The sequence below is a fragment of the Duganella fentianensis genome (assembly GCF_009857835.1).
GTDB lineage: Bacteria > Pseudomonadota > Gammaproteobacteria > Burkholderiales > Burkholderiaceae_D > Rugamonas > Rugamonas fentianensis.
On the sequence record NZ_WWCL01000002.1, the window covers coordinates 482,237 to 494,033 of the forward strand.

Genomic DNA, 11,797 nt, shown 5'->3' on the forward strand with positions numbered 1-11,797 from the left:
CCTCAGTGCGACATCAGAATAGGAACGGTCATGGTCTGCAGCAGGGTGCGGGTGACGCCGCCCATGATCATTTCGCGCCAGCGCATATGGCCGTAGCCGCCCATTACGATCAGATCGCTGCCGAGATCGGCCGCCAGCGACAGCAGGGCATTGCCCACATCCAGACCGGGCGGGGTTTTCTGTGACATGACTTCGATCTTCACGCCATGGCGGGCCAGATACAGCGCCATATCGGCGCCCGGCTGTTCGCCATGCACGCCGGCCTGCTGGTCGGCGTTGTAGACCACCAGCGTCACGGCAGCGCTACGACGCAGCAGAGGCAGGGCGTCGGTAATGGCGCGGGTGGCGGCGCGGCTGCCATCCCATGCCACCAGCGCTCGCTGGCCGATATTGCTGAATTCGCCGGCATACGGCACCAGCAGCACAGGGCGGCCGCTATTCAGGGTGATGCTTTCCGGCAGGCCGCGCAGCAGCTTGCTGGCGTCATCGGCCGGATCGGTCTGGCTCAGTACCACCAGATCGGCATAGCGGGCCTGCTGCAGCAGGGTGACTTCGGTCTCGTCGTCGCTGATGCGGCGCTCGTAAGAGCTGACGCCGGCAGCCTGCGCCTGCTGTTCGAAGCCTTCCAGTGCCAGCTGGGCAGCCTTGGTCAGCACATCGAGTTCCGGCAGGGGAATCGGGCCTGCGTACATGACGCTGCTATTCCGATAGAACTCGCGCGTGAAACCACTGGCCGCTGCGCCTACCAGATGGGCATCGAAGGTGCGCGCCACTTCGGCGGCGAGGGCGATACGTTTTTCTGCATGGCGGGACTGATCGACGTGAACGAGTATGGTCTTGTACGACATTGAGGCCTCCTGTGTTGTGCTATACGGTCATCCTAGGGATTTCAAGGCAGTATTTGATTGATCTGGATCAAAATTCCCAGCCTTCGTTCAGGGCATATGGCATACTGGCAGCCCTGATTTTTACGGGGTTTTCCATGGTTCTGGCAGGCTGGCATCGTGCAATCTGGCGCTTGAATTTCGTGTGGCTGGCCGGGCTGGCCGGTGTTGCGTCGGCGACACCTTCCGCGCCCGCCTGCGTGCTGCCTGCGGCCGATCCGGACAATACCTATGATGCGGCGCACACCTACGCCAAACTGCACAAGGATTACCCGTTCATCCGCATCGCCAGTGCAGACCTGCCGGAAAACGTGCGCAGGCTGGACAGCCTGACCTATGTGCAATATGGCAGCCGCTGTCTGCAGCTCGATCTGTTTCTGCCGAGCAAAGCGGGTCCCCATCCCCTCGTCGTACTGGTGCATGGCGGCGGCTGGCGTTCCGGTTTTCGTGCGGAATTCGCGCCCATGGCCGTACGGCTGGCGCAGCAGGGCTGGGCCGCGGCAACCATCAGCTACCGGCTGTCGGGCGAGGCCGGCTATCCGGCCGCCATCCATGATGTGCGCGCCGCCGTGCGCTGGCTGCGCAGCCATGCCGCGGACTATCAGCTCGACGGGCAGCGCTTTGCTCTGGCCGGCGGTTCGGCGGGCGGGCAGATCGCCAGTCTGGCCGGAGTGACGGGCCATCTGCCGGCCTTCGATGCGGGCGCAGCGGACAGCGAAGTTTCCAGCGCCGTGCAGGCGATCGTCAATATCGATGGCCTGTCCGACTTTACCGCGCCGGCTGCGCTGCAATATGAAGATGATCCGGCCAAGCAGCCTTCCGCCGCCGGCGCGTGGTTGGGTGGCCGCTACGCCGAGCAGCCGGCGCGCTGGCGTGCAGCTTCGCCCGTGCAGTATGTGCGGGCCGGCATGCCGCCCATCCTGTTCATCGGCAGCAGCAAAGCGCGCTTTTCCGTGGGGCGCGAGGACATGATGGCGCGCATGCAGCAGGTGGGCGTGGCCAGCGCCATGCTGGTGCTGCCGGAAACGCCGCATTCGTTCTGGATGTTTGATCCGTGGTTACAGCCCACAGTGGATGCGACTATTGCCTTCCTGAAGCAGCAATTGCCCGAGCGCTAGTTGTAGTGCGAGCGGCCTGCATTCTCACCTTGCAGCGCGCGCGTAGCCGTCTACAATCAGGAGACGTGTAGAACCTATGGAGTTCACAATGTCTACCAAGCACACTTTCCGGCCCGATGATGCGGGCGCAGAAATTGTAGAAGCCGGTATCGAGGTTGCTGACCGGCAGGGCGTCGATAGTGCTGCCGCCTATCTGCGCACCCGTGGCGTGCCCGCCAATGTGATCGAGCGGGTGCTGACAGAGCCGGAACACCGGCGCAATCCCGGCCGTCTGCGCGGGCGTGATGACCGCCTGCTGGAAACTGCCTCGCGCTACAAATACAAGGTCTAGCCGGGCTGTCGCTGACCTCAGTGCTGTAGGACACGGACGACATGGCCTTATGTTCCTCGCCTACATAGCACTGTGTCGTGCGCCTATAAGCTGAGGCACAGGGCGTGGCTATAGTTGTGTTCATCAGGTCGCATAGACCGGCAACGCACAAAGAGGTCCGCCATGATTGCACACACCGGTTCCGCCACTGGCACCATCAGCCTGCTGGGTGCCCAGCAAAACGAATTACTGCGCGCACTGTCGCGCGAAGAGCTGATCGCGCTGTTCTCCCATCTGGAACTGATGCCGCTGGCGGCGGGCAAACACCTGTTCGATGTGGGGCAGGAGCTCGACAGCGCCTACTTTCCCACCAATGCCATCGTCTCGCTGCAATACGTGACGGAAGATGGCGGCGCCAGCGAGATTGCCGTAGTGGGGCGCGAAGGTGTGGTGGGCGTGTCGATGTATGAAGGCGAATGCGCCAACTGTACGGCCGTGGTGCAGACGGCCGGCTATGGCTACCGCATCCGCGCCGCCGTGCTGCGTACGGCGTTCTTTGATGGCGGTGCACTGGCGCAGCAGTTGATGCGCCATGCCAGCGCCCTGTTTGCCCAGCTGGCGCAGACGGTGGCGGGTGTACGCCACGGCAGCATAGAACAGCGTCTGTGCCGCTGGCTGCTGGACCGGCTCGACCGTTCGATTTCCAACGAACTCAAAGTGACGCAGGAAATGATTGCCAGCCTGCTCGGTGTGCGGCGCGAAAGCATTACGGGTTGCGCCGGCAAATTGCAGGATGATGGCCTGATCGAATACCGGCGCGGCACGGTGGTGGTGCTGGACCGCAGTGCCGTCGAGCGGCGCGCCGGCAGCTGCTACGTCGCCAGCTGAACTGGCTTAGAAGCGCCGGCTCAGGGTAGCGCGCAGCGAGCGGGCTTCGATGGGATGGAAATGCACATCGCTGACGGCCTGCGCCTCGCCCTGCAGGCGCGAAGCATAGTAGTAGTCGATGGCGGAATCGCGCCGGTTGGTCAGATTGTAGGCTTCCAGTTCGAGTCGTAGCTGTTTGCTGAGTTTCCAGCCCATACGGCCATTCAGTGTCATGCTGCTGCGCGAGCGCACGCTGTTATCTTCCGTCAGCGGGCGCGGGCCGAAGTAGCGCAGTTTGAGCGCGGCCGAATACGGCCCGCCATTATCCACGCTGATGGCCAGCTGCCCCGTGCCTTCGATGGCGCCGGCTATCCGGTCGTCCGGCGCGGCCACGCCGCGCGAACGCGCCCGCGCATACGCCAGATCGAGATCGATGGAGAGCCAGCGCAGCGGCTGGTAGTAGTGCGACAGTTCGATGCCGTAGCGGCGGCTCGGCGGTCCCGCCTCGGTAGTACCGGCATCGCCGACGAAGCTCAGTTCCGAATCGAAGTCCAGCCGGTATAGCGATACCACGCTTTGCAGGCCGGGTAGCCAGTTGCTGCGAGCGCCCAGTTCCAGTCCGCGCGAGCGCACCAGCGGCGTGACGCGATCGGCCTGCGCGCCGCTGGCCGGATCGACGTGCAGCGTGGTGCCGCGCGCATCATTGCTGTGGAAGCCTTGGCCGGCATTGGCGTAGAACTCGCTGTGCTGCCACGGGCTGTAGACCAGATTCACACTGGGGCTGAGCAGATGGTCGTCCGCCTTGCCGCTATTGGCGGCGCGGTCGCTGCGTACATCGTAGCGGTAGTAATCGAAGCGCGCGCCGGCCGTGCTGCGCAGGCTGTCGCTCCAGCGCGTCAGCTGCTGCAGATACAGGGCGGCGCTGGATTCAACGATGTGATCCTGCCGCGTGACGGCCAGCGTCTGGCGCGCCTGCGTGCGCAGCAGGGCGTTGTAGATATTGTCGTTCTGTAGCTGCAGGCCTAGTGTGGTGGTGCTGCTGATGCTGCCGCTGCTGCCGTGCTGGTGCCAGCTCTGGCTGGCCTGCAGGCCGCTAGTCACGCGTTTATCGGGCTGGGCAAACTGGTCGCCGTGCAGCGGGTCTGCCATGAAATAGGTGAAGTTGGAATACAGCGCGAGCTGGCTGGCGATCAGGTAGGCGCTGACGCTGCTGGCGCTATCGTCGCTGCTGCGGCGCCAGCCGCCGGACAGGCTGTAGCGGTGCGCGCTGCCGCCGTCGCTCGGGTCTATGCCGTCGTAGCGGCCCAGCGTGCCGGTTTGCACGGCGCGCAGCGGTATCTGGTCGGTGGCGTTCCAGTTGCCGCGGTAGAGCATCAGGCCGGCATGGAAGCCATTGCTGGCATAGCCTTCGCTGTAGCGCAGCACGGCATTGAGTTTCTGGTAGTCGTCCGGACGCGTGTAGGGGCCATCATTGTGCTGCAGTTCCAGCGCGTACAGCAGGCTGCCCTGAGCGGTGCCCCGTTCGATATCGACGGAGTCGGCCAGCAAAGTGCGGGCATAGCCAGTCTGCCCGCCCGTGATACTGGCCACGCCTTGCAGCAGGCGGCTGGCATACTGCACCGAGACGGCGCCGGCCGAAGCGAAATCGCCTTCTGTCGCCGAATACGGGCCTTTTTTGTAGTCCAGCCGCACGGCCAGTTCGGGGATCAGGAAATTCAGATCGGTCCAGCCCTGACCGTGGGCATGGCTGCGCTGGTTGACGGGCATATCGTCCACCGTGGTGCGCAGGTCGGTACCGTGATCGAGATTGAAGCCGCGCAGATAGAACTGGTTGGCCTTGCCTTCGCCGCTATGCTGGCTGACGATCAGGCCCGGTGTGGCTTCCAGCATTTCGGCCGCGCGATACACGCTGCGCTGGGCCAGTTCCTGCTGGCCTATGCTGCCCATGCTGGCTGCATCGGCTACGCCGAGCGGGTTGCTGCGGCTGCCATCGACCAGCACGCGCTGCATTACTAGATCGTCGGCCAGCGCCGTGCTGCTCAGTGTTAGGGCTACGGCGATGGCCAGTGTGGCCGGACTAGCGGACTTCCAGCTGGACGTGCTGCTGGTCGAAGATAAGCGTCTGGACGGGGCCATCGGTCTGTACATTGACGGTATTTTTCTGCGCCGGCTGGAAGTCGATCAGCACGGTGTTGTGAATGCGGGTGGCCGGTGCCAGCTTGCGGCCGGCGATTTCCTGATAGATGGTGACGCTATCTGCATCGGCCTTCACGCCCAGCCATTCTAGCGGCAGGCGCCGGCCGCCGGCATCCTCCAGATAGAACTGGCGTTCGACATATTTGCGGATGGCCGCTTCGCTGTCCGGCTGGCCCAGATCGAGATTGCGGCCATACAGATCGGTGAGCAGGGTGGCCAGATCGTGCGCCGTGTAAGTGTGCACGATCTCGGTGTTGCCGCTGCGGGCGTTATAGCGGATGTCGGCCAGCCCCATGTGAAAGTTGTGGGCTGCCGCGCTGCTCGCCGCCAGCAGCCCGCCAGCCAGCAACAGGGTGCTGGCCAGCAGGCTCAGAGCCGGTAGACGCCGTTTCATTCGCTGGCAGCTTCCTTGCTGTCTTTGCCGTCTTTGCCGTCCTTGGTCTTGAGCGGGGTATTGAAGTCGCGCATCAGATTGTTGCGGTCACGCTCGGTCTTGAACAGCTCCACGCGCGACTGGGTGACTTTACGCGGCCAGCTATTGTTGCTGGTGTCGATGTCGGCCGTTTCCCAGTACGGGTCCTGGGTCAGGCTTACCATGGGCTCGTCCGTGACGATCAGCTTGGTGATCTTCCTGGGCGAGTAGCGCCAGACTTCGGCCGGAATACGCTCGACGTATTTCTTGCCGCTCTTCAGTTCGATTTCCAGTATCAGCGGCATGACCAGACCGCCGAGGTTGGAGAAGTCCACCAGATACAGGTGCTTGCCCTGATCCAGCAGCGCTTTTTCCCAGGGCTCGAGCTTCTCGACCGCTTCCGCATAGGTGTTGCGGTCCTTGTTGGTGACGGTGAATTCGTCATGGTCGTTGTAGAAGTCCTTCAGTTCCGGATGGCTGTCCAGACGCTTGGGCAGGTCCTTGTTGCGCTGTTCGGAGACCGAGACAGGCTGGGCGTCTTTCTGGGCCTTCTTCCAGGCTTTCTCTTTTTCCGGATCCTTGGTGCTCACGCCGTATTCGCTGATGCCGTCTATGCTGATATCGACCGGATCGGTGGTGTAGAACCAGCCGCGCCAGAACCAGTCGAGGTCCGTGCCGGACGCATCTTCCATGGTGCGGAAGAAGTCGGCCGGGGTAGGGCGCTTGAACTTCCAGCGGCGTGCGTATTCCTTGAAGGCGTGGTCGAACAGTTCACGGCCCAGAATGGTTTCGCGCAGGATGTTCAGGCCGGTGGCCGGTTTGGCATAGGCGTTGTTCCCGAACTGCAGCAGCGATTCGGAATTGGTCATGATGGGCACCTGATTCTGGCTGCGCATGTAGTCGACGATGTTGCGCGGCTCGCCACGGCGCGACGGGTAGTTGTCTTCCCATGCCTGCTCGGCCAGATACTGCACGAAGGTGTTCAGGCCTTCATCCATCCAGGTCCACTGGCGCTCGTCCGAGTTGATGATCATCGGGTAGTAGTTGTGACCGACTTCGTGGATGATCACGCCGATCAGACCGTATTTGGTCTGCTGCGACCAGGTCAGCTCGCCCGTCTTCTTGTCCTTGCTGGGGCGCGGGCCGTTGAAGGAAATCATCGGGTATTCCATGCCGCCCACGGGGCCGTTGACGGAGATCGCAGTCGGATACGGATAGCCGAAGCTGAACTTGTTGTACTGCTCGATGGTGTGGATGATGGCCTGGGTACTGTACTTGCCCCACAGCGGATTGCCTTCTTTAGGATAGTAGGACATGGCCATCAGGTTGCTGCCGTCTTTCTTGTAGCCCTGCGCATCCCAGATGAATTTGCGGCTGGAAGCCCAGGCAAAGTCGCGCACATTGGCAGCCTTGAAGTGCCAGGTCTTGGACGCTTTGCTGACCGACTTCTCGGCTTTTTCCGCTTCTTCCTGCGTCACGATGACGACCGGCGCGCTGGCCGTGCGGGCTTTGTTAAAGCGCTCGCGCTGGGCCGCCGTCAGCACTTCGCCCACATTCTGCAGTTCGCCGGTAGCCGCCACCACGTGGTCGGACGGTACTGTCAGCTGTACATCGTAGTCGCCGAATTCCAGCGTGAATTCGCCCGAACCGAGGAACTGCTTGTGCTGCCAGCCCATCACGTCGTAATAGGCGGCCATGCGCGGGAACCACTGGGCGATCTCGAACAGGTCGTTCTTGTCTTCCTCGAAGTGCTCGTAGCCGGAGCGGCCACCCAGCACCTTCTGTTCGTTGATGTTGTAGGACCAGTCGATATTGAAGGCATAGCTCTGGCCCGGCTTGAGCGGGGTGGGCAGGTCGATGCGCATCATGGTGCGGTTGATGACGTATTTCAGCGGCTGGCCGCCGGCCGTAACGGCCTTGATATTGAAGCCGCCGTCGAAATCGATACCGGCCAGGATGCTGCGCATGCCTTCGAACTTGAAGCCGTCTTCCGCCGTACGGCCCTTGGCCCAGGCTTCACGCGAAGGCTGGGTCAGCATCTTGCGCGCATCGGAATCCTTTTTGTAGATGTTCTGGTCCAGCTGCACCCACAGATAGCTGAGGGTGTCGGGCGAATTATTGTGGTAGCGGATCTGCTCGCTGCCGCTGATGGCGCGCTTGCTTTCGTCCAGCGTGGCGCGGATGGTGTAGTCGGCACGCTGCTGCCAGTAGGCGGCGCCGGGCGCACCGGAAGCCGTGCGGTAGGTATTCGGAGTAGGGAGGACTTCGTCGAGCTGACGGAATTTATCGTCGAAAGGTTCGGCCGCGTAGGCGGAAACCGTCAGGCACAGGGCCAGATAGCCAAAAGTCTTGCGCATAGTTTGTATTTCCTATGTTTACCCAAAGAAAAAAAGCTAGTGTATAGCAATCTTTCCAAGATTAACTGGCTGATACAATAAAATACAAACTAAGTCACAGTGGGGATGATGCCCGGGTCCGGCCCCGCTACGGGCGCGGACGCGGGCAGCGGCGCTAGTTATTGCAGCGATTCCGTCAGCACGCGACCTTCTGCACCAGCCGGCGGGCGCACGCGCAGCAGGTGGGCCAGCGTAGGCGCAATGTCCACCACTTCGGCATACTGGCCGTAGGCACCCGGCTTAATCCAGCGTTTGCCCATGATCAGCAGGGGAACGTTGGTGTCATAGGCGTAAGGCGAGCCGTGCGAGGTGCCGCTGCTGCCCGTACCGAAGTACCAGTAAGGCTTGGTGACCACCATCAGGTCGCCCGACGCTTCGCGGTTCCAGGCGCGGCGCATCAGGGTGGCCATGCGGGTGGTGTTGGCAGCGCCGCTTTCCAGCTGGGTGCGGGTGTAGGTTTCGACGATGCCTTTCTGCGCCAGCAGGAAGCGGGCCGCAGCTGTTTCTACTTCCTCGCGTTTCAGGCCGCTTTTTTCGATCTGCTGGTAATCGAGGTGGATGTTGGGCAGCGACCATGCACCCAGCAGCCTGGCGCCGCCGAATTTGTCGCTCAGGTGCTTGTCCAGTGCTTTCATCATGGCGCTGCCGTCGATGCGTTCGGCGTCGATGTGCTGGGTACGGGAGAATTCCGGCGTGTTGGGGAAGCCGTGATCGGCCGTCAGCACCACCAGCACATTGTCCATGCCTACGCGCTTATCGAGGTAGTTGAAGAATTCGGCCAGCATGCGGTCGACCCGCTGCAGGTGGTCGTGCGACAGCTTGCTTTCGGGGCCGAAGGCGTGGTTCACATAATCGTGTGCCGACAGGCTGACGCCCAGCAGATCGGGCACACCGGCCGGATTGCGGCCCAGATTTTCGCCTTCCACGGCGGCGCGCGCGAAGTCCAGCGTCAGCTGGTCGAGATAGGGGCCGGTCTTCAGCAGGTTGTAGTAGTCGGCATCGATATTGCCGCTTTCGCTGTAGTAGCTGAACGGCAGGCGGTTATGCGTGCCGGCCTTGACCTGATTCAGTTCTTCCGGTGCGTCGCCGGCATAGGCGGCGGCTGGCAGCAGCGGCGCCCAGGTCTTGCCGTAGTAGCGGTCCTGCGGCTTGCCGGCCTGATACTGCTGCACCCAGGCCGGATGCTGCTGCATATAGTAGCTGCTGCTGGCGAAGTTGCCGGTCTTGTCCATGTACATATACGCCGTACCGGTCTTGCCGGCCAGCAGAATCGCGCCGCGGTCCTTGCCCGATACGGCCACCACCTTGGACTGGCCGCCCGTGGCATAGCGCAGCTGGTCGCCCAGCGTATCGACTTTCAGGCGGGTTGGTGCCGTGCCGTCGCTAGGCTTGGTTTCTTCGTTCAGGTAATGGTAGTTGGTGTCTTCCGTGCAGTAGACCGATTTGCCCGTCTGCGGATCGATCCAGTTATTGCCGATGATGCCGTGCACATAGGGGTAGGCGCCTGTCAGCACGGCGCTGTGGCCGATGGCGGTAACGGTGATGCCATGCGCCTGATGGGCGTTGTTGAAGGAGGCGCCCTGTTCGAGCATGCGGCGCAGACCGCCCTGACCGAACTGCTCGCGGTAGCGCAGCACCTGCTCGTTGGGCAGGCCATCAACCACCAGCACCACCACCAGCTTGGGCTGGGCAGGATGGGCTGCGGTGGCCGGGGCAGCGTGGATGGCGAGAGGTTGTGCCAGCAGGGCGCTGGCAAGGACGAGGGCAGGCAGGGACAGTTGCTTGATCATGGGCAGTGGTTGTAGGTTTTAAAGATAAAGCGGCACATAGCGTATCACGTTGTGGCGCAAATGTTAGCCTCCACTTGTGACGGCAGGATGACAAGCCGGCTCAGGCCAGACAGGACGGCCTGCTGCTGCGCTCATCGCCGGCACCTCTGTGCTGTGTCAACCGCCGGGCGCGGCGGCGCAGTATCGTCGGCTTAGCCTGAGTGCAGGTCTAAAATCCGAGGAGCCCGCCATGCCGACCATCAGCCTACCCCGTATTCTGCCAGGCAGCGCACAGTCTGCCGTGCCCGGTGCACGTGCGCTGGGTCCGGTCGATGGCACGCTGCCGCTGGAGATCACCCTGCGCCTGCGCGCCGCCGTCACCGATGCGAACGACGATGCGGCCGCGCGCGGCGATCAGCTGCCGCGCCAGCGCGTGTACCTGAGCCGCAGCCAGTGCGCGCAAGCCCATGGCGCCAGCGAAGCCGATATTGTGCGGGTGCGTGAGTTTGCCGCCAGCAAAGGGCTGCACATGCTGTCGTCCAGTGTGGCCCAGCGCCGCGTGGTGCTGTCCGGCACGGCGCAGCAGATGGCGCAGCTGTTCGGCGCCCAGCTGCAGCAATACCAGACCGGTGACGGCAGCTTCCGTGGCCGCACGGGCGAACTCACGGTGCCCGCCGAGCTGGCCGATGTGGTGGAAGGGGTGTTCGGGCTGGACGACCGGCCCATCGCCACACCGCGCTTTCGCCAGCGCGCGGCGCAGAATCCGGCTGCAGGGCCCTTCCCTGTGGCCTACACGCCACCGCAGCTGGCGCAGATGTACCAGTTTCCGCCCGGACTGGACGGCAGCGGCCAGTGCATAGGTCTGATCGAACTGGGTGGCGGCAGCCGTGCGGCCGACCTGCGCGCCTATTTCAAATCGCTGGGACTGAAAGCGCCACGGGTGCGCAGCATCGCCATTGATCACGGCGCCAACCGGCCCGGCCATGATGCCAGTGCCGATATCGAAGTAATGCTGGACATCGAAATTGCCGGTGCGCTGGCGCCCGGTGCGCAGATCGCCGTGTATTTCGCGCCGAATAGCGAGCGGGGTTTTCTCGATGCCGTCACGGCTGCCGTGCACGACGATGTGCACAAGCCGTCCATCATTTCCATCAGCTGGGGCGCGCCCGAATCAGCCTGGACCGAGCAGGCCATGGGGGCCATCGAGCAGGTCTTCGGTCTGGCCGCCAGCATGGGCGTGACCATTCTGTGCGCGGCCGGTGATAACGGTGCCACCGATGGCGTGGCGGATGGCGATCTGCATGTGGATTTTCCTGCCTCCGCACCCCATGCGCTGGCCTGCGGCGGCACCCGTATCGCCGTCTATCCCGATTGCGAACTGTGCGAGGTGGTGTGGAATGGCGGGCCGGCGCTGGCTTCAGGCGGCGGCTACAGCCGCTATTTCAGCCGCCCCGGCTATCAGGCCACGCTGGCCGGTACGGCGAATTTCCGTGGTCTGCCCGATGTGACGGGCCATGCCGATCCGGCCAGCGGTTATTGCATACGGGTCAATGGTCAGGAGCAGATCGTGGGCGGTACCAGCGCCGTCGCGCCGCTGTGGGCTGGCTTGCTGGCGCGTATCAACCAGCAACTGGGCTATCCGGTCGGCTTTCTGCACCCGCTGCTGTATGGCGCGCTGCGCGGGCAGGGCGCCACGCGCGATGTGGCGCAGGGAACGAACGGGGCCATGGCGGCCGTGCCGGGCTGGGATGCCGGTAGCGGCTGGGGCAGCCCCGTGGGCGGGCGGCTGTTACAGCTGCTCAGCGCCTGAGCAAATCGATGGGACGCGGAATTGATTGTGAAAAT

9 protein-coding genes are annotated in these 11,797 nt (G+C 63.1%); 4 read left to right on the forward strand and 5 right to left on the reverse strand.

Going from position 1 to position 11,797, the window contains the following annotated elements; translation table 11 throughout:
- Positions 1 to 2: 2 nt before the first annotated feature.
- On the reverse strand, positions 3 to 848 hold the full coding sequence (locus GTP23_RS10095; RefSeq protein WP_161035032.1) for a universal stress protein: 846 nt from the start codon (positions 846 to 848) through the stop codon (positions 3 to 5).
- 134 nt (positions 849 to 982) lie between these two features.
- Between GTP23_RS10095 and GTP23_RS10100 the strand changes: the two genes are divergently transcribed.
- From GTP23_RS10100 to GTP23_RS10110, 3 genes are all read left to right on the forward strand, one after another.
- Positions 983 to 2,002 carry an alpha/beta hydrolase gene (locus GTP23_RS10100; RefSeq protein ID WP_161035033.1) on the forward strand — a complete coding sequence of 340 codons (1,020 nt, stop codon included), beginning with the start codon at positions 983 to 985 and terminating at the stop codon, positions 2,000 to 2,002.
- A gap of 88 nt (positions 2,003 to 2,090) precedes the next feature.
- Positions 2,091 to 2,333: a hypothetical protein gene (locus GTP23_RS10105; protein ID WP_155435163.1), complete on the forward strand. Its 243-nt coding sequence runs from the start codon at positions 2,091 to 2,093 to the stop codon at positions 2,331 to 2,333.
- A gap of 162 nt (positions 2,334 to 2,495) precedes the next feature.
- On the forward strand, positions 2,496 to 3,200 hold the full coding sequence (locus tag GTP23_RS10110; protein ID WP_155435164.1) for a Crp/Fnr family transcriptional regulator: 705 nt from the start codon (positions 2,496 to 2,498) through the stop codon (positions 3,198 to 3,200).
- Positions 3,201 to 3,206: 6 nt separating this feature from the next.
- Here the strand turns inward: GTP23_RS10110 and GTP23_RS10115 are convergent, their stop codons facing one another.
- The 4 genes from GTP23_RS10115 to GTP23_RS10130 form a co-directional block, all read right to left on the reverse strand.
- Positions 3,207 to 5,315: a TonB-dependent receptor gene (locus GTP23_RS10115; protein WP_161035034.1), complete on the reverse strand. Its 2,109-nt coding sequence runs from the start codon at positions 5,313 to 5,315 to the stop codon at positions 3,207 to 3,209.
- Positions 5,257 to 5,769: a DUF6702 family protein gene (locus GTP23_RS10120; protein WP_161035035.1), complete on the reverse strand. Its 513-nt coding sequence runs from the start codon at positions 5,767 to 5,769 to the stop codon at positions 5,257 to 5,259. The genes GTP23_RS10115 and GTP23_RS10120 overlap by 59 nt, the downstream gene beginning before the upstream one ends.
- Positions 5,766 to 8,144 carry a M1 family metallopeptidase gene (locus GTP23_RS10125; RefSeq protein ID WP_161035036.1) on the reverse strand — a complete coding sequence of 793 codons (2,379 nt, stop codon included), beginning with the start codon at positions 8,142 to 8,144 and terminating at the stop codon, positions 5,766 to 5,768. Before GTP23_RS10125 ends, GTP23_RS10120 begins: the two co-directional genes overlap by 4 nt.
- 158 nt (positions 8,145 to 8,302) lie before the next feature.
- Positions 8,303 to 9,973, reverse strand: a complete 1,671-nt coding sequence (locus GTP23_RS10130; protein ID WP_161035037.1) for an alkaline phosphatase family protein — start codon at positions 9,971 to 9,973, stop codon at positions 8,303 to 8,305.
- 229 nt (positions 9,974 to 10,202) lie between these two features.
- Between GTP23_RS10130 and GTP23_RS10135 the strand changes: the two genes are divergently transcribed.
- Positions 10,203 to 11,762, forward strand: coding sequence for a S53 family peptidase (locus GTP23_RS10135; protein ID WP_161035038.1), 1,560 nt, complete (start codon positions 10,203 to 10,205; stop codon positions 11,760 to 11,762).
- The last annotated feature ends 35 nt before the right edge of the window (positions 11,763 to 11,797 follow it).

What these genes read in the sequence shown, in the direction of transcription:
- GTP23_RS10115 (WP_161035034.1), bottom strand. Translation starts at nt 5,315, where the DNA reads ATGGCCCCGTCCAGACGCTTATCTTCGACCAGCAGCACGTCCAGCTGG.
- GTP23_RS10110 (WP_155435164.1), top strand. Translation starts at nt 2,496, where the DNA reads ATGATTGCACACACCGGTTCCGCCACTGGCACCATCAGCCTGCTGGGT.
- GTP23_RS10095 (WP_161035032.1), bottom strand. Translation starts at nt 848, where the DNA reads ATGTCGTACAAGACCATACTCGTTCACGTCGATCAGTCCCGCCATGCA.
- GTP23_RS10100 (WP_161035033.1), top strand. Translation starts at nt 983, where the DNA reads ATGGTTCTGGCAGGCTGGCATCGTGCAATCTGGCGCTTGAATTTCGTG.
- GTP23_RS10130 (WP_161035037.1), bottom strand. Translation starts at nt 9,973, where the DNA reads ATGATCAAGCAACTGTCCCTGCCTGCCCTCGTCCTTGCCAGCGCCCTG.
- GTP23_RS10135 (WP_161035038.1), top strand. Translation starts at nt 10,203, where the DNA reads ATGCCGACCATCAGCCTACCCCGTATTCTGCCAGGCAGCGCACAGTCT.
- GTP23_RS10105 (WP_155435163.1), top strand. Translation starts at nt 2,091, where the DNA reads ATGTCTACCAAGCACACTTTCCGGCCCGATGATGCGGGCGCAGAAATT.
- GTP23_RS10125 (WP_161035036.1), bottom strand. Translation starts at nt 8,144, where the DNA reads ATGCGCAAGACTTTTGGCTATCTGGCCCTGTGCCTGACGGTTTCCGCC.
- GTP23_RS10120 (WP_161035035.1), bottom strand. Translation starts at nt 5,769, where the DNA reads ATGAAACGGCGTCTACCGGCTCTGAGCCTGCTGGCCAGCACCCTGTTG.